This is a genomic window from Olleya sp. KKT75 (genome assembly GCF_055635485.1).
In genome coordinates this window covers 2,342,580-2,360,269 of record NZ_CM145759.1, presented here as the reverse complement: position 1 = coordinate 2,360,269, position 17,690 = coordinate 2,342,580, and the positions used below count along the sequence as shown (strand labels likewise).

General features: G+C 30.9%; 18 protein-coding genes and 1 tRNA gene. 18 read left to right on the top strand and 1 reads right to left on the bottom strand.

Annotation, left to right across the window (positions count from 1 at the left end; genetic code table 11):
- Positions 1 to 20: 20 nt before the first annotated feature.
- Positions 21 to 1,385 carry an NAD-dependent succinate-semialdehyde dehydrogenase gene (locus tag ACZ2G2_RS10575; RefSeq protein WP_281847089.1) on the top strand — a complete coding sequence of 455 codons (1,365 nt, stop codon included), beginning with the start codon at positions 21 to 23 and terminating at the stop codon, positions 1,383 to 1,385.
- A gap of 88 nt (positions 1,386 to 1,473) precedes the next feature.
- On the opposite strand, the gene ACZ2G2_RS10570 is transcribed toward ACZ2G2_RS10575, so the two are convergent.
- Positions 1,474 to 1,548, bottom strand: a tRNA-Pro gene (locus tag ACZ2G2_RS10570).
- 221 nt (positions 1,549 to 1,769) lie between these two features.
- Here ACZ2G2_RS10570 and udk point away from each other — a divergent pair.
- From udk to ACZ2G2_RS10485, 17 genes are all read left to right on the top strand, one after another.
- Positions 1,770 to 2,378: a uridine kinase gene (gene udk / locus ACZ2G2_RS10565; RefSeq protein ID WP_090839824.1), complete on the top strand. Its 609-nt coding sequence runs from the start codon at positions 1,770 to 1,772 to the stop codon at positions 2,376 to 2,378.
- Positions 2,379 to 2,386: 8 nt separating this feature from the next.
- Positions 2,387 to 2,686 (top strand): FtsB family cell division protein, encoded by a 300-nt coding sequence (locus ACZ2G2_RS10560; RefSeq protein ID WP_090839826.1) that lies wholly within the window; start codon positions 2,387 to 2,389, stop codon positions 2,684 to 2,686.
- Positions 2,679 to 4,001 (top strand): methylmalonyl-CoA mutase subunit beta, encoded by a 1,323-nt coding sequence (locus ACZ2G2_RS10555; protein WP_470392065.1) that lies wholly within the window; start codon positions 2,679 to 2,681, stop codon positions 3,999 to 4,001. The genes ACZ2G2_RS10560 and ACZ2G2_RS10555 overlap by 8 nt, the downstream gene beginning before the upstream one ends.
- 14 nt (positions 4,002 to 4,015) lie before the next feature.
- A complete protein-coding gene (locus tag ACZ2G2_RS10550; RefSeq protein ID WP_090839830.1) occupies positions 4,016 to 4,708 on the top strand; it encodes a hypothetical protein in 693 nt (230 codons plus the stop codon).
- Between the two features lie 24 nt (positions 4,709 to 4,732).
- Entirely contained in the window at positions 4,733 to 5,332 is a 600-nt protein-coding gene (locus ACZ2G2_RS10545) for a hypothetical protein (RefSeq protein ID WP_470392064.1), read from the top strand.
- Entirely contained in the window at positions 5,332 to 7,452 is a 2,121-nt protein-coding gene (scpA, locus tag ACZ2G2_RS10540) for a methylmalonyl-CoA mutase (RefSeq protein WP_090839834.1), read from the top strand. Before ACZ2G2_RS10545 ends, scpA begins: the two co-directional genes overlap by 1 nt.
- A 322-nt stretch (positions 7,453 to 7,774) precedes the next feature.
- Complete coding sequence (locus tag ACZ2G2_RS10535) at positions 7,775 to 9,094, top strand: hypothetical protein (RefSeq protein ID WP_470392063.1); 1,320 nt, start codon at positions 7,775 to 7,777, stop codon at positions 9,092 to 9,094.
- A 224-nt stretch (positions 9,095 to 9,318) separates the two neighbouring features.
- Positions 9,319 to 10,341, top strand: a complete 1,023-nt coding sequence (locus ACZ2G2_RS10530; protein WP_470392062.1) for a hypothetical protein — start codon at positions 9,319 to 9,321, stop codon at positions 10,339 to 10,341.
- 131 nt (positions 10,342 to 10,472) lie between these two features.
- The gene (locus tag ACZ2G2_RS10525) at positions 10,473 to 11,594 is read left to right on the top strand and encodes a hypothetical protein (protein ID WP_470392061.1); all 1,122 of its coding nucleotides are present in this window, start codon (positions 10,473 to 10,475) and stop codon (positions 11,592 to 11,594) included.
- Positions 11,595 to 11,851: 257 nt separating this feature from the next.
- Positions 11,852 to 12,154, top strand: coding sequence for a hypothetical protein (locus ACZ2G2_RS10520; RefSeq protein ID WP_470392060.1), 303 nt, complete (start codon positions 11,852 to 11,854; stop codon positions 12,152 to 12,154).
- A gap of 159 nt (positions 12,155 to 12,313) precedes the next feature.
- Positions 12,314 to 13,102, top strand: coding sequence for a hypothetical protein (locus ACZ2G2_RS10515; RefSeq protein WP_470392059.1), 789 nt, complete (start codon positions 12,314 to 12,316; stop codon positions 13,100 to 13,102).
- 93 nt (positions 13,103 to 13,195) lie between these two features.
- Entirely contained in the window at positions 13,196 to 13,741 is a 546-nt protein-coding gene (locus ACZ2G2_RS10510) for a TPM domain-containing protein (protein ID WP_470392058.1), read from the top strand.
- Positions 13,742 to 13,888: 147 nt separating this feature from the next.
- Positions 13,889 to 14,098, top strand: a complete 210-nt coding sequence (locus ACZ2G2_RS10505; protein WP_470392057.1) for a hypothetical protein — start codon at positions 13,889 to 13,891, stop codon at positions 14,096 to 14,098.
- A gap of 548 nt (positions 14,099 to 14,646) precedes the next feature.
- The gene (locus ACZ2G2_RS10500; RefSeq protein ID WP_470392056.1) at positions 14,647 to 15,210 is read left to right on the top strand and encodes a TetR/AcrR family transcriptional regulator; all 564 of its coding nucleotides are present in this window, start codon (positions 14,647 to 14,649) and stop codon (positions 15,208 to 15,210) included.
- A gap of 61 nt (positions 15,211 to 15,271) precedes the next feature.
- The gene (locus ACZ2G2_RS10495) at positions 15,272 to 16,234 is read left to right on the top strand and encodes an alpha/beta fold hydrolase (protein WP_470392055.1); all 963 of its coding nucleotides are present in this window, start codon (positions 15,272 to 15,274) and stop codon (positions 16,232 to 16,234) included.
- A 312-nt stretch (positions 16,235 to 16,546) separates the two neighbouring features.
- The gene (locus tag ACZ2G2_RS10490) at positions 16,547 to 16,999 is read left to right on the top strand and encodes an RDD family protein (RefSeq protein WP_470392054.1); all 453 of its coding nucleotides are present in this window, start codon (positions 16,547 to 16,549) and stop codon (positions 16,997 to 16,999) included.
- A gap of 148 nt (positions 17,000 to 17,147) precedes the next feature.
- Positions 17,148 to 17,642: a hypothetical protein gene (locus tag ACZ2G2_RS10485; RefSeq protein WP_470392053.1), complete on the top strand. Its 495-nt coding sequence runs from the start codon at positions 17,148 to 17,150 to the stop codon at positions 17,640 to 17,642.
- Positions 17,643 to 17,690: the final 48 nt, after the last annotated feature.

Here is a 17,690-nt window from a genome sequence, read left to right as displayed (position 1 = left end):
ATTTTAACAAAAACAAAATCATGAAAAAGCAAATAACAACCAAAAACCCTTATACTGGTAAGACTTTAGAAACTTATGATTATCATACCAAAAAAGAGATTGAAACTATTTTAGAATTATCACAATCTACTTTTAATTCTTGGAGTCAAACCGAAATACCTGAACGCACCAAATTACTAAAAAATGTTGCTAATCTTTTAGAGACTAATACACTAGAATATGCGCAATTAATGACAGCCGAAATGGGTAAACCTATCTCGCAAAGTATAGCAGAAATTAAGAAATGTGCCACATTATGTGACTTTTATATTACCAATGCTGATAAGTTTTTATCAGATCAAATTATTGAAACAGAAGCGCATGAAAGTTTTATAAGCTACGATCCTTTAGGTACAATACTATCTATAATGCCTTGGAATTATCCATTTTGGCAAGTCTTTAGATTTGCAGTACCAACTTTAACAGCAGGTAACGTCGGATTATTAAAACACGCGTCCAACACAACCGGAACTGCACTAGCAATGGAAAAACTATTTATAGATGCGGGCTATCCTAAAGGCTGTTTCCAAACTATTTTAGTAAACCATGACGATATAGAAACTGTAATAGCACATGACACTGTAAAAGCAGTTACCCTAACAGGAAGCGAAAAAGCAGGAAAAAGTATTGCTGTACTAGCTGCTAAAAATCTAAAAAAAACAGTGCTAGAATTAGGTGGTAATAATGCCTGTGTGGTTTTAGACGATGCTAATTTAGACAAGTATATAGACACTATGGTTAGTGCTAGAATGCAAAATAATGGACAAAGTTGTATTGCTGCAAAACGTTTTATAGTCACAGAGAAAATATATGATACCTTTTTAGAGCAGTTTACAGACAAAGTAAAAGCCCTAAAAATTGGTGATCCAGAACAAAAAGACACCTACACTAGTGTAATGGCCAGAGAAGATTTAGCCGAAGAATTAGAAAACCAAGTTACTAAATCGCTTGAAAAAGGCGCCAAAGTGCATTACGGTAACACAAGAAAAGGTGCGGCTTACCAACCTACAATTATCACAGAAGTGACTCCAAATATGCCCATTTTTGATGAAGAAACATTTGGACCTGTAGCAGCTATTATTAAAGCAAAAGACAAAAAAGAAGCTTTAGATTTAGCAAAAAACTCACGATTTGGACTCGGAACAATGATTTTTACCGAAGACATTAAAAGCATTTACCACAATATTAGTGATATTCCGGATGGTGCACTTTTTATTAACGAAATGGTTAAATCGGATCCTAGATTACCTTTCGGAGGAACAAAAGCCTCAGGATATGGTAGAGAATTATCTAAAGAAGGAATATTAGAATTTGTAAACATCAAGACCGTTTACATCAATAAGTAACAATTTTTGTCGATTTTGGCCAAAAAACCGCCGAAACCGTTCAAAAAAGGTCATAAAAAAAGCTTCAGTAAAAACTGAAGCTTTTTTGTCGGGGTGGCAGGATTCGAACCTGCGGCCTCCACGTCCCAAACGTGGCGCGATAACCGGGCTACGCTACACCCCGAGTGATTATCAATTTTCCGCAAAACGATATGTTTTTTGGAGGTGCAAATATACATCTTTTCCTTAAACTAAAGCTATTTTATTAATTTATTTTTCAAAAAAGATATTTTTTGACGAAAACGATTGAATTATTATTCAAAACTAATTTATAATTCCATAATTTGAGTAACACTCATCCTAAAGATTTTAGTAAATTTGCCTACTAAGATTTAATAAAATAATATGCTGATAATAGGAATTGCAGGAGGTACTGGTTGTGGTAAAACAACTGTTGTTAATCAAATATTAACTCAATTACCGGAAGGTGAAGTGGGAATAATATCACAAGATTCGTACTATAAAGATACGAGCCACCTGTCTTACGACGAAAGAATTAAAATTAACTTTGACCATCCAAGATCTATCGATTTTGACCTTTTAGAACAACATTTAAAAGATTTAAAAGCGGGAGAATCTATAGAACAACCTGTGTACTCTTTTGTAAAACACAACAGAACAGGCGATACAATTAAAACAAAACCAAGAAAAGTAATGATTGTGGAAGGTATTTTAATACTAACACACCCAGAACTTAGAGAGATGTTTGATATTAAAATATTTGTACATGCAGATAGTGACGAGCGTTTAATTAGACGATTAAAACGTGATATTACAGAACGTGGTAGAGATATTGACGAAGTATTAGCACGTTACCAAAACACATTAAAACCAATGCATCAGCAATTTATACAACCAATGATGGAGTATGCTGATATTATTATACCTAACAATAAATACAACACGGTTGCTGTAGACATTGTAAAGACTATAATTAACGAAAAACTACAATAAGCTAAGTCATGAAGTGGTATAAAAACATATATATAATTATCCTAATCATGTTTGGAGTATGGATGGTTTTTTTTGATACCAATTCTTTACTTAGTCATAACGAAGTCAACCAAGAACGTAATAAGTTGGAAGACGAGAAAACGTATTATCGAAAAGAAATAGTAAAAGATAAGAAGGCTATAAAAAAACTGACTAACGAAGACGGTTTAGAAACTTTTGCTAGAGAGAAATACTATATGAAAAAGGAAAACGAAGATATTTATATCATCGAATATGCAGATAGCTTAAAGACCAAAAACAATGAGTAACTCACTTTTTTCCGCATTTGAAAAAGTATCTTCTAAAGCTTGGAAACAAAAAATTCAAGTTGATTTAAAAGGTGCTGACTACAACGACAGCCTAATTTGGAAAACCAATCAAGGTATTGATGTCCGTCCGTTTTATCATCAAGATGAAATGGGTGAAACCTTTAAAATCCAACCACAACAGTGGGCTATTGGTCAGATAATTTTTGTTAAAAACGAAAAAGCATCTAACACAAAAGCATTAGACGCGATTGAAAGAGGTGCCGAAACCTTAAAATTTATTATTCCTAATAAAGCAGTTTCAATAGAAAAAACGTTAGAAAATATTGACCTAAGCACGACAACTATTCAGCTAGAGCTTTTATTTTCTGATCAAGACTATTTAAACAACCTGGCCAAAATTTCCGCGAAAGCGTTATTAATTTTTGACCCAATCGGGTTTTTAGCGCAAACAGGAAACTGGTTTGAAACCTCTAATACCAGCTTAATAATTAACAACCAAATTACGGTTAACACCACAGCATATCAAAATGCAGGTGCAACAATTATACAGCAATTAGCTTACGGATTATCGCATTTAAACGACTATTTTAGTGCACCAGATTTTGCTAATGCTACAGTAAAAACAGTTAATTTTAATGTCGCTGTAAGTACCAATTACTTTTTTGAAATAGCCAAACTTAGAGCATTACGTGTCTTATATAGCACATTGGCTGCAGAATATAATTGTGATGCCAAATTGCTAATACATGCCATCCCGACAAAACGTAATAAAACTATTTACGACTTTAACACCAACATGTTACGTACCACTACGGAATGTATGAGTGCTATTTTAGGTGGCGCAAATACGGTCTATAATTTACCGTACGATGCTATTTACCATAAGGATAACGAGTTTGGAGAGCGTATAGCGCGTAATCAATTATTAATTTTGAAAAACGAAAGCTATTTTGATGTTGTAAATAATGCTGCAGATGGGAGTTATTATATAGAAACGTTAACGTCTCAATTAGCAGAAAAAGCCTTAACTTTATTCAAAGAAATTGAGGCAAATGGTGGTTTTATTGCACAATTAAAAGAAGGTACAATACAGAAAAAGATTAAAGAAAGTGCTACCAAAGAACAAGAGCAGTTTGATGACGGTACAATCACACTTTTAGGAACCAATAAGCATCCTAATAAAAATGATAAAATGAAACATGATCTTGAGCTGTTTCCTTTTCTGAAAATTAATCCAAGAAAAACACTAATCCAACCTATCATAGAAAGGCGATTAGCAGAAACTTTAGAACAAAACAGATTAAAAACTGAATAAACTATTATTACACTATGAACACACGTATTTTTAAAATTGCATTAGTATTAGTTATAGCTTTAAATGTAAGCTGTAAAAAAAGTGAAGCAAAATTATCAGAATTTAAATACGCCGACCAACCGGACGCTGTGACTTGCAATTCTGGTTATGACGCTGTTATTAAAGAAGCATTGTATGCTTTTGAAAAAGATATACTTACTAAATACGATCAGAAAGGTCAAAACAAATTAAAAGCATATAGAGCGTATATTAATAATTCGATTTCTAATAGAATTAATTTAGAAGCGACCATTACACCGCACTCTAAAGCTATTTATGATGTACTTAAATCAAAACCAGAATTATGGGACGGTACACATTTAAACTACACAAGTCCAGTTGTTACTTGTATTATAGACAATATTAAAGACAAAAAATTACAACAAAGTTTGGTGTCTTTAATTAGTACAAATAGCATGAGATCAGAATTGTTTACGCCAGCATTAAGAAGCAGTTCGTCTTACGCTAGAGACACGTATTTAGCTACTTTTTTAGCTTTAGACTTATACTATTCTAAATTTAATACGGTAGACTTTAGTAAAGTAAACCTATCAAATAATATTGGCGAAGTACTGCCAGGAGATCTTGACAAAAAAGCTACTAATGCGACTATAACACCAAATACACCTGCTAAAAAGGACGACCACGCAGGACATAACCACGACTAATATATTGCACGCTTGAAAATAAAAATGATCATACCAATACTTCTAATGTTCTTTTTTTCTTGTAAAGAAGAGACAAAAGAAACGACTGTTAAAGATGATCTTTTTGGGCAATACTTTAATTTAGACAAAGATAATATTGATGTGTATTTACCTAATACATTACAACAATACACTGTAGATCAATATGCTGGATTGTTGGGCGCTATTGAAGACTCGGTTGCCAGACAAACCGAAATTATGCGTTTTAACATTTTAAAATACTCTAAAAAAAACGTGTATTTTTTTAGAACATTAAATCATACTACGGACGTGTCTATAAAAATGACTGACTATTTTCCTTTTAGTAAAGATGACTCTAGGTATATGTCGGCTTTAGTATCGCAATCTTGTCAAGAAAGTGCATCAGTATCTAATAGTACTTGTACCAAATTAAAGTCGGGATACTCAGGTAACAAGCAGACACAAGCCTTTATGGCTAAATATAAAATTGAGTCAGGGACAGAACCAACAAGTTATGCAACCATTTATGCGGTTAGTTCTAATTATAAATCTTTTATTATAACCTTTCGCTCTATGTTGAATAGGAAGTACAATACATTCATCCAAAAAACTATCGTCAAATAATGGCTAGAAAAGACCTTAAACATATCACCCTAAAATCGCCTATTAAAAAGGAAACGCAACACGTGTCTTCTTTTTTAACTGCGGAAGATATTATGGTTAAATCGGAATATACTAAGGCCGATTTAAAAGACGTCGATCACCTTGACTTTGTGGCTGGATTAGCGCCAAACTTACGTGGACCTTACAGTACCATGTACGTTAGAAGACCTTGGACTATCCGTCAATATGCTGGATTTAGTACCGCTGAAGAAAGTAACGCCTTTTACAGACGTAACTTAGAGGCAGGACAAAAAGGACTATCCGTTGCTTTTGATTTAGCAACACACAGAGGTTATGACTCTGATCACGAGCGTGTGGTTGGAGATGTTGGAAAAGCTGGAGTTGCAATAGACTCAGTCGAAGATATGAAAGTCCTATTTGACCAGATTCCGTTGGATAAAATGTCGGTATCCATGACTATGAATGGTGCAGTGTTACCAATCTTAGCGTTTTATATTGTTGCAGCAGAAGAGCAAGGTGTAAAACCAGAACAACTAGCCGGAACCATTCAAAATGATATTTTAAAAGAGTTTATGGTGCGTAATACGTACATCTACCCACCTACTCCGTCCATGAAAATAATTTCGGATATTTTTGAATATACTAGTAAGCATATGCCAAAATACAATAGTATAAGTATTTCTGGATATCATATGCAAGAAGCAGGTGCCACTTGCGATATCGAGCTGGCTTACACCCTAGCAGATGGACTAGAATATATTAGAAAAGGATTAGCAGCCGGAATGGATATAGACACCTTTGCACCGCGTTTATCCTTTTTCTGGGCAATTGGTATGAATCACTTTATGGAAATTGCTAAAATGCGTGCTGCACGTATGCTTTGGTCAAAATTAGTGAGTCAGTTTAATCCAAAAAACCAAAAAAGTTTAGCGTTGCGTACGCATTGTCAAACCAGTGGTTGGAGCTTAACAGAGCAAGACCCGTTTAATAATGTTGCCCGCACCACTATTGAAGCTACCGCAGCTGCTTTTGGAGGCACACAAAGTTTACACACCAATGCATTGGATGAGGCTATTGCATTACCAACAGATTTCTCGGCACGTATTGCACGTAACACACAAATATATTTACAAGAAGAAACCAATATTACAAAAACGGTAGATCCTTGGGCAGGTAGTTATTATGTCGAAAAACTAACACATGATATTACTGAAAAAGCATGGTCTTTAATTGAAGAAGTAGAAGCACTTGGTGGTATGACTAAAGCTATTGAAGCTGGTATACCAAAACTACGTATAGAAGAAGCTGCTGCTAGAAAACAAGCACGTATAGACTCTAGTCAAGACATTATTGTTGGGGTTAATAAATATGTTTTAGATGAAGAAGATGCTATTACAACCTTAGAAGTTGATAATCAAACGGTACGATTACAACAAATTGAAGGATTAGAAAAAATTAAAGCAGAAAGAAACACTGCCAAAGTTAACGATGCCTTAGCAAATTTAACAGAAGCAGCTAAAACAGGTAAAGAAAATTTATTAGCTTTAGCTGTAATTGCAGCGCGAGAGCGTGCAACTTTAGGCGAAATTAGTGATGCTTTAGAAGCTGTTTTTGGACGTTATAAAGCACAAATTAAATCTTTTTCTGGCGTGTATAGTAAAGAAATTAAAGACGATAAATCTTTTGCGAAAGCAAAAGCACTAGCAGATCAATTTGCAGAGCAAGATGGTCGTAGACCACGTATTATGATTGCTAAAATGGGGCAAGACGGACACGATCGTGGTGCAAAAGTAGTGGCTACCGGTTATGCAGATGTTGGTTTTGACGTGGATATAGGTCCTTTGTTTCAAACGCCTAAAGAAGCTGCAAAACAAGCAGTAGAAAATGATGTGCACATCCTTGGTGTGTCATCTCTTGCAGCAGGACACAAAACATTAGTCCCACAGGTTATAGAAGAGCTTAAAAAGTATGGCAGAGAAGATATTATGGTAATTGTTGGTGGTGTTATACCAAAACAAGACTACCAATATTTATTTGATGCTGGCGCTGTTGCTGTCTTTGGTCCTGGAACAAAAATTAGCGATGCGGCTATAAAAATATTAGAAATCTTGATTGATTAATCACGGTTTTTAAACACCAAATAACATAATAATAATAATAATAGTAAAAAGTGTAAGCTAACATAGCTTGCACTTTTTTTATGCGTTATAATTATACACAGTTTTGTTAATAACTGCACGGTAATTTTATTTAAAATCATTCGGGAATTAATATTAAAAAATTAACTTCGTGACAACAACCAAACCAATTAATTACACTTTTATGTATACTTTAGTTTAATTACTTAACTGGAACAAAAAGTAATCATATCCTTTAATATAATAGGGATATGGGGAATGTGAGTGATTGTATGACTAGTTGTAGCATAATTAAAAATAAACTATGGAAATTAATGAAATCACTTTATTAAAAAGTTACATTGATCAAATTGAGAAAGAAGATCTTAGTTTTTTAATTAAAGAAAAGGATGGTACAAATCTAATCCAAAGATTAAAAGCTTCAGAATTAATTAACGTAATTCAAGAATCAATTACTGCAATTAGAGAAGCTGATGAAATAAATATGCTCTACTCTTGTTCTCGTTTTTTTATTAGAAGAGAAAATCAAAGTATGATTGATATAAATCAAACTTTACAACAATTACTTGTTGCAATAAAAGCTAAAAACGCAACCACAATTGAATCTTGGGCATTATTATTTCAAACTTATATTCTTCAAACTGGTTTATTCTCTCTATTAGTTAAAAATGAAAAACCTGATGTAGTAACAGAGGTTAAAAAATTAAGGACAGAAAATAAAAATTTAAATAAAGAATTAAGAGTTAATTTTAATAAAGCCAAAGAATTAAAGGATTCCTTTGAAAACTTAAAAACAGAAGTTGAAACATTTAAGTCTGCTAAAGAGAGAGAATTAACTCAAATAACAAATAATTTAAATAGTACTAATCAAACTAAGTCTCAAATAGAGCAAACCAATTCTTCTATTTCTACTATTAAAACTTCAATAGATAAAAACTTAGCAGAAGTGCAAGCGTCAATAAAAGGTTATAATGATAAGATTAAGCAACACTCAGATAATATAAATGAAATAGAAAAAAGAATTCTAAATGAAGAGAAAATAGTTGAAAAACTAATAAGTACAAACTCTTCAGAATCAAAAAAATTAGAAACTCTTTCCAAAGAAGCTGATAGAATTCAAAAACAACTTGAAAAACTACTAACTCCTGCAATAGCTAGAGATTTACAATCAACTTTTCGAAAGAGAAAAGAATGGCTATTCGCATCAACAGTTGTTTGGCTAATTTTATCCATTTTAGCAGCATCATTTCTAGGTTGGTATATTTATAAACTTTTTGAAAGTGAAGAGTTTAGTTTTGAACTTGAGAAAGTTATTGTTGCTGGTATTCGATTGATTCCTATTGTTACAGTTTTATATTTTGCCATAAGACAATTTACTAAAACAAGAAGTTTAGAAGAAGAGTATGCTTTTCGTGAAAGTATCGCAACATCATTAATGGCTTATGCTGAACAAATTACTGGAGACCCAAGCAGAAAAGATCAATTGATTCAAGAGACAGTAAATAAATTATATGAATCTCCAACAAAAAGTAAAAAAATTACTTCTAAAACAAAAAATATTACTGAATCAAGTATGAAAGATATAATTGATTTAGTCAAAGAGATAAAAAGTATAGATGTATAAAAATGTGCCCAACAATGGCTATAGTTAATACGGGTTTTGGTGCTTAACCCAAAGTTTAGAGCTTTAAACTAAGTCCGCCAAATATTTTTGATTTGGCTTTAGAACAAAAAAGATAAAACAAAATAAAAAGTTTTAGCTAAGTGCTTAATCGGTAATTCAGTCATCTTAATTCCCGTACTAACCATAGCCGAGACGTTGTAAGTAATAAAAACTAACTCAGAAATATGAATGAAAACACTACAATTGAAATTGATCTATTTCAAATTCATTATTACCTAAAAAATAAATCTCATTCAATGGATGCTTTAACATTAAATAAAGTTGAGGCAGAGTTTCTAAAAATATCAAATGAGGTCTCTAAAATATTCGATTGTCAACTAATAATCGAATCACAGGCATTAGATGAAGGGGGTATTAAATCTACATATAAATTCCTTACTAATAAAAAAAACATCAAATATACTCTTGCTGTCGGAGTATTTACAACAACAATAATTGGAAATATACTCACTAACGTCATTAGCAATAGTTTGAATGAAGATAGGGAACAAACAGAATTGACAAAACATAAAACTAAACTTCAAATAGAAGATTTAGAATTAAAAAAAGATTCTCATAAACTAAGTTTAGAAAAAACACAATTAGAAATTAAAAATCTAAAACAACAGATAATTAAAGATAGCATAGAAATAAGTGAAAAATTAAAAAATAGCCAAGAAGAGATTGACGTTGAATTCGATGAAAAAGTATTAGATAATAAAATCTTAAGAACAATTAAGAGTAGTAAAATTAAAATCTCTAAATCAAATTTTTATAAAAATCTATCTAAAGACAATAAAGTTCAAAAAATTTCAACTCAAATTTTAAATAACCAAGGCAAACCTATTTCAGAAGAAAAAGTTGTGCTAAGAAATGACTTCAAAAAACATATTTATAAAGAAGAGGTTTTAGAACCAAAATATATAAACAATATTGAATTAGAAATTGTTTCTCCAGTTCTAAAAAATAACAAATTATCGTGGAGAGCTTTATATGAAGGAAAACCTATTTCCTTTTCAGTAAAAGATAAAGTCTTTAAAAATCTAATTCTTAATAAAGGTTTAAGTTTTAGTAATGGCACAAAACTTTTATGTGATTTAGAAATAAAATTAAAAATCAATAATAACGGTGAAATTAAAGAAGGAACCAAAACTATTGATAATGTTACACAAATAAAATATTTAGATGGAGACATTATAGATCTATAAAACACTACTTACAACAACTTATAAAATTAATTGCTAGGTTCTAGCCTACTTCTGAAAATCCTCTCGGAATTTCTTAGTCAGTAATTATGTAATTGATACACGACAACATTTGAAAACATAAAAAAACAAATATGAAAAAAATTTATCTCTCTATCCTTATTTTAACTTTTATTTTAACGAGCTGTGACAGTACTTCTCAAAACACAGATATAATATTAAAAGGGAAAATAGGAAAATTTGATGCTCAAATGGACTTAAAAAAAGATGGGGACTTTTTTAATGGTTTATTTACTTATGAAACTACTAACAATAAAAAGATAAAACTAAAAGGACAATTAGAAGGAGACAAATTAAGACTATCCGAATTTAATAACGATAACGAGATAACAGGTTTATTTATTGGAGATTATATAAATAATGACTATCGAGGGGAATGGAATGATGTAAATGGAAAAAACAAAGTTTCGTTTTTTTTTAGCGAAAGTAAACCTTCAGTAAAATCAAATGAAAAACAAGGGATTGCTGAATTAAAAAGTAAAGAACTATTAGAAACATATTTTAAACCTTATGAATATGTAACAGATAGTTTAGGTCGATATAAAATTAACAATGATTTATTTGATATCGAATTCTATAAAATTGAAAATTATAAATTAGATGGCAAACTATACTCCATAGCTATATTTGGTCATCATCCCCTTTACAAGTATGAGAATTATTACGAAAGAGGTGTAGGTACTTCTACAAATGGAAATGCAAAATTTAGCATTCTCAAATTTGTGAAAAATAGTAATAAATGGATTTTATTAAATCAATTTGATAATTTGGATATTGGCCATAGTACTGATGGAGAGGTTGAATTAGCTAAAATTAGGCAAATAGAAAATTTTACTTTTTTAGAACTTAAAGATGTTGAATTTTATGGCCAAGGTATTCATAGATATACTGAGATATTCAACACCACTAATTTTAAAAGTACATTTAAAACTACAAGCTGGAATTATAAAGAAAATATTGAAGAATATATAAGATCTCAAAATAAAAATTATTATGAAGACTATGTTCTTTCTGCGTCAGATGGCGCATCTAATAATCAGGACTACAATTTCATCATTAGGGATAATAAACTACATCTTATTAATGAAGAAAAAAATGCTGAATATGATGAAAACTCTAAAATTTGGAAAAATAAGGAAAACAACATAATTTATATTTTCAATGAAGAAACATTAATATTTGAGCTAAATGAATAGTTATTATTTAGAGAAGGAAAACTAAACGATTTAATAACACCGTAAATAATTAATTGCCAAACCAATGCAGAGAATTATAATATTAGCTATAATTATACAAGAGTAAATTCAACACTAACACCTAATTGTAATTAATTATGAAAGTTTTTAATTTAATCTTAATCCTTATATTTCTTTTAAGTTGTTCGGTTAATAAACAGACAATTCTAAATGATAAAGAAACTTATTATTTTTATTTTGAGAATAATGATAATACAATGAAGTATATATACGGTAAAATTAAAAATAGAAAAAAATATTTTTATCATATCGAAATGGCCGATAAAATATTTTTTGATGCAATAAAAAAAAATGACACATTTAATATAAAAGAATTAAAAGAACAAGATACAATTGGTCTAAATATAAAAGATTATGATTGGTTAAATCAATTTGATAACACATCCAAATATAGATTCTTCAATAAGAAACCTTTTAAAAAATATTATATTATAGAAAAAACTGCTAAAAAAGATGGATTAGATTTAATAGAAGTTAAATTTATTGATGAAATTAATTAAACACTAACCACAACAATGGCTATAAGTAATTGCTTGTTCTCGCCTACTTCTGAAAATCCTAGCGGACTTTCTTGCTCAGTAATTATTTACTAAATTAGTTGCTTGAATCACGCAAACAACCATACACAATCCCGTTAGGCAACATAAAGAGAAACGACATTGACAGATAGAAAAACCAACTTCAAAACCATTTGGCAAAGAGCTAAAATTAGACCAATATTACTACTTTTTGCATTTCAAGGAATTGCATTTGCATTATTACTCTTTCTTCCAATGGGATTGATGATGAATGCATTGGGAGATAGTTTCCCATTTGTTAAAAACGTGGAAAAAATCCAATCTGACGGAAAAAATGAAAACGCTGTTCTGACAAACATCAAAGGAATTAACAATATTGGTATTAACGGAAATAATCCTCAAATCTTGACCTATGAATTTGATTTTAATGGACAAAAAACAGAATCAAAGTTTAGTGTATTTGAACCTAACAAAACTGATATTTTAAAAATTGGAGATATTATTCCAATTAAACATTTCAACGGACAATCAATACCGTCAGAATTTGAGCAATACACTTTTAATATGAATTTTATGTATTATATAGCTGGAGTTATTCTGCTAATTGGACTAATTCTTTGCTATCTTCTATATTCACGAATAAATAAAGAAATCTTATTATATAAAACAGGCAGAATTATGGAGGGTAAAATAGTTTCAATAAGCCATAATAAAGGTTTTACATTTTCAAAATTTGGTTCTTCAATGGATGTGCATTATGAATATGGAAATAACGTTGCGAAATCGAGAACTAATAATTTTGCTTTGACAAATAATAAATCAACAGGAGATTCAATTAAAATTTTGGTTTCACAAGATGGAAACTCATCTTGTCTATATCCAGAATTGATTGCTAAAACTAATAATTGGAAAGAAAATAACGTTGCCTAACACCGTTTAAAAATAATTACGATTTAGAACTTGATTAAAAGGCAGTTATGTATTTACTAATTCCCATACACTAACACATTGTAAATAGCACGAATGAAAGCGATTTTAAAAATAATATTCATAGTTTTTTTGACTATTTCTAGTTGTAAAACAAAACAAATAGAAAAAACAGAACCGAAAACAAACGCACCAAAAGTTGAGTTTTCTGCATATGATTTAGGCAAAAGCGATTTACCTAAACTGAAAAGACAAGTAAATGATTATGAATTTGTCTTTACTATGGAGCAATTGGAAAAATTGACTTTAATGATTAGAGGATTTGAGAAAAACACAACTAATCAAATAGCAATCGTTTCAATAGAATCTATTGGGAAATACTCGGATTTTGACAAGTTTGCGGTTGATTTATCAAATTATAACGGAATTGGTTTAAAAGAAAAAGACAATGGACTGTCTATTGTTTTCAGTACAAATTTGAGAAAAATAAGAATTACGACAGGATTTGGAACTGAAAAAATTTTGACTGACAAAATTTGTAAAAATATACTTGATCAAACCATTATTCCTGAATTTAAAAACGGAAATTATTACACCGGAATTGAAAAAGGTTTGACGGAAATAATGGCAAAATGGAAATAAAGTACTGTTTACAACAATGTACAAATTAATTGCTATTTTAGCTTAAACAAAGGTAGTTGTCATTTTGTTACGTCTTATTTACCTGGGGAAAACCCTAGCATAAAAACTCACAACTTTCAATCTACAAAAACGTTACACAACATTTGAATGAAACATTTTTTAGTAATAATAATTCTTCTTACCTATAATCTCACAATTGCTCAACATTCGGAAAGATTAGAGGAAATTTTAAGCGAATTAAAAGAAGTCGATTCAAAAGCTGATACTATACACTATGGTAATGGAAAAGCTTGGTGGATAAGCACCCTAACAACCTACGAACATAATACTGAGAAATACTCTACTTATTCTGGATAACAAGTTCAATTTTACAAAAATGGACAAATCGCGAGCGAAACTTTAATGGACAAATATGGCAACATTCTCAGTTGGAAAGGATTTGACCTATTAGGAAATAAAACAATCGAATCTCTAACTACCGAAATTGACTCAGACGCATCGGACCTAAATGCATTTTTCAATTCTGAAAAGCATATAAACTTCAAAAAACATGTTAAACTATATAAATGTTCGAAAAAATTGGGTGTTTATTATTTACACAAGGAAGGTCAGAGAGTTAATGGAAAGAAGAAAGGTTTATGGAAAACCTATTCCGAAAATGGTGATGTGAAAAAAGAAAAAGCATACTAATAAATGTTTTACAACAACGCTTATAATTCATTACTATTTCTAACCTGTTTTTAAAGTTTTCACGCACTATCTATGCGGTTATTATTTGTTAGATCACATTATAAACCAAGCAAACAATCAAAGACACACTTTATACCACACATTTATAAAAAACACCCTAATTTAGTATTTTACCGATTGTTAGGTAATTAAATATTTTATTATATATTTGCAGCATGAGACCACAAAAAGTATTGGACATAGATATGTTAATTGGATTAGCCAGCGTGTTTCGCGCTAAAGGTTATGAAGGTGCTAGTTTAAAAGATCTAGCGGATATTACGGGTTTAAAAAAAGCGAGTTTATACCATAGGTTTCCAAACGGAAAACAAGAAATGGCGGAAGCAGTACTTTCTCATATAGACCAATGGGTTAAGGATAATATAGTGTCCGTTTTAAAAGATGATAATTATAGTCCAAAAATAAGATTACAACAAGCACTATCTCAAATCCGTGTCTTTTATAATCAAGGAGAAGAAACCTGTATTATACGTGCCTTTTCTATGCAAGCAGGATTAGAATTATTTGAACAACATGTCAAAGAGGGCCTTACCGAATGGCTTAATGCCTTTACTGAAATTGGTATACAATTAAACCTAACGCCTGCTGTAGCAGAAAAAAAAGCACTACAAACCTTAATAGATATTCAAGGTAGTTTAATACTTACTAAAGGATTACACGATGCCTCTATTTTTGAAACCACCATGCAAAACATTGAAAACAACTATTTAAACACCTAAAAAAAATTAAAACATTATTTTACCGAATGGTCGGTAATTAACTAATTTAAATAATAATACCATGAAAAAAGCAATAACACTTTACCTAATTCTTTTACTATTTGGATGTCATACAGACACCACTACAAAAAACAACACCATTACAAGCAAAACTACCAAAACGGAAACCACAACCTATAAAAAACTAGACGTTAATGGCGTAACAATTGCGTATCGCGAAGCCGGAAATCCTGACAAACCGACCATTGTACTACTGCATGGTTTCCCATCCTCCTCACACCAATACAGAAAAGTACTAAACACCTTATCAACCGACTTCCATTTAATAGCACCAGACTATCCTGGATTTGGAAATAGTGATTTTCCGTTGTCCACAGACTACGACTACACTTTTGACAATATTGCAACAACAATAGATACCTTTTTAGAATTAAAGGGATTACAATCTTACGCCATAATGATCCAAGATTACGGTGCACCTATTGGCTTCAGAATAGCAACCGCACATCCAGAAAAAATTACAGCTATAATTAATCAGAATGGAAACGCATATAAAGCCGGTTTAGGAGATGCTTGGGCAGACACACGACTATTATGGGCTAACCGAACTAAAACTACAGAAGACGCCCTCCTACCCGCTTTTACGCTACAAGGTTTGGAATGGCAATACACACACGGAACCCGAAATCCAGAAAACGTAAATCCGGACACCTGGCACTTAGATTATTTAAGACTATCTAGACCCAATGCACATAAAGTAAACATCGATTTATTTTACGATTACCAAAACAATATAAAACTATACCCAGAATGGCAACAATACTTAAGAGACAATCAACCACCACTGTTAATAGTTTGGGGTAAAAACGATGCCTTTTTTCCGGAAAGTGGTGCCGAAGCATTTAAAAAGGATGTTAAAAACATTGATTATAACATCTACAATACAGGGCATTTTGCTTTAGAGGAAGATGGCGAAGCCATTATTGAAAAGATCAGAAGTTTTATGAAGGGGTTAAACAAATAACTCCCAATTATTAAACAAAACCTTAAAAGTGTAAGCCAGTATAGCTTGCACTTTTTTTATGCGTTATAATTATAAACCGTTTTGTTAATAACTGCTCGGTAATTTTATTTAAAATCATTCGGGAATTAATATTAAAAAATTAACTTCGTTAAAACAAGCAAACCAATTAATTACACTTTTTATTTATAGTTTAGTTACTCAACTGGAACTAAAAGTAATCTTATCCATTATTAAAACAGGAATATGAGGAATGTGAGTGATTGTATGACTAGTTGTAGCACATTAACAAAAAAAACGCTTAAAAAGAATAAAATGAACGAAACACAAACACACGGATACAAATTAGCTTCAAAAGGAAAAAGATTAATTGCGACTATACTTGAAGGAATAATTTTTGGAATTATTATTTTAGGATTTTATCTAATTATGGGAAAATCTGCTTCTGAATTTTGGAATGATTTAGACAGTGACTTTGAATTTTTAGATATAGTTTACTCTTTAGTGACAGGAATAATTATTGGAGCAATATTTTACCCAATATTTATCGGAAATTTAGGACACAGAATATTTAATTTAAAAGTGATTTCAGAAGAAACAGGAAAAGATTATAATGAACCTGAAAAAGGAGCAATTAGAGAAGGTTTAAAACACGTACTTGGATTCTTGCTTATTCCAAGTATTTGGATATTATGGGATGAAAAAAATCAGAATTTATACGATAAAATAACGAAAACTTTAGTTGTCGAAAAAAACACGACTGAATAAAAAAACGTGCTACAACCCCATGTATAGAAAATTGCTATATTTAGCTTAATTTAAAACTTGTTGCGATTTTGTAAACTTCTGAATTTCCGCTGGAAATTCCTCGTTCACAAAATCGCAACTTTCCATATACATAAACGTTGTGTAACATTTGAAAAACAAACATTTGACTGAATTTCATAAACTTCCCGATTTACTTATAACAGAAATGAGTTTATTTCCAGAAGGGAATAAAACCATCATTGAGAACTCTGAAAACTGGACTTTAGAAATTGACTCAATTTGGAATTCTAAACGGATTGACCTTAATATAAAATCTCGAAAATCCGATTTACACTCTGAATTCACTCATTGTTTAATAAAAAAAGCATCATTAATAAGTTTAATTGCGCGATATGATAATTACAACTTATCAGGAAAGGCTAGTAATATTTCTGATTTTTTACTGACAAGCCCATTATCGTTAAACTTACTCAAATGCAGAAAAGCAAGTTTTGAACTTAAAGGAAAATATCTGATCTATAATTGTAGAATTGATCGTCGAGATAAACATAGTTTGTCGAATATCTTTATTCTGATTGAAAGATTGACCGAAGAAATTGATAAACTGTCTGATAAAAAAAATATTACACAACACATTGTATAATTAATTGCTTGGTCAATGCCGACTTACGAACATTCCTGCGGAATATTC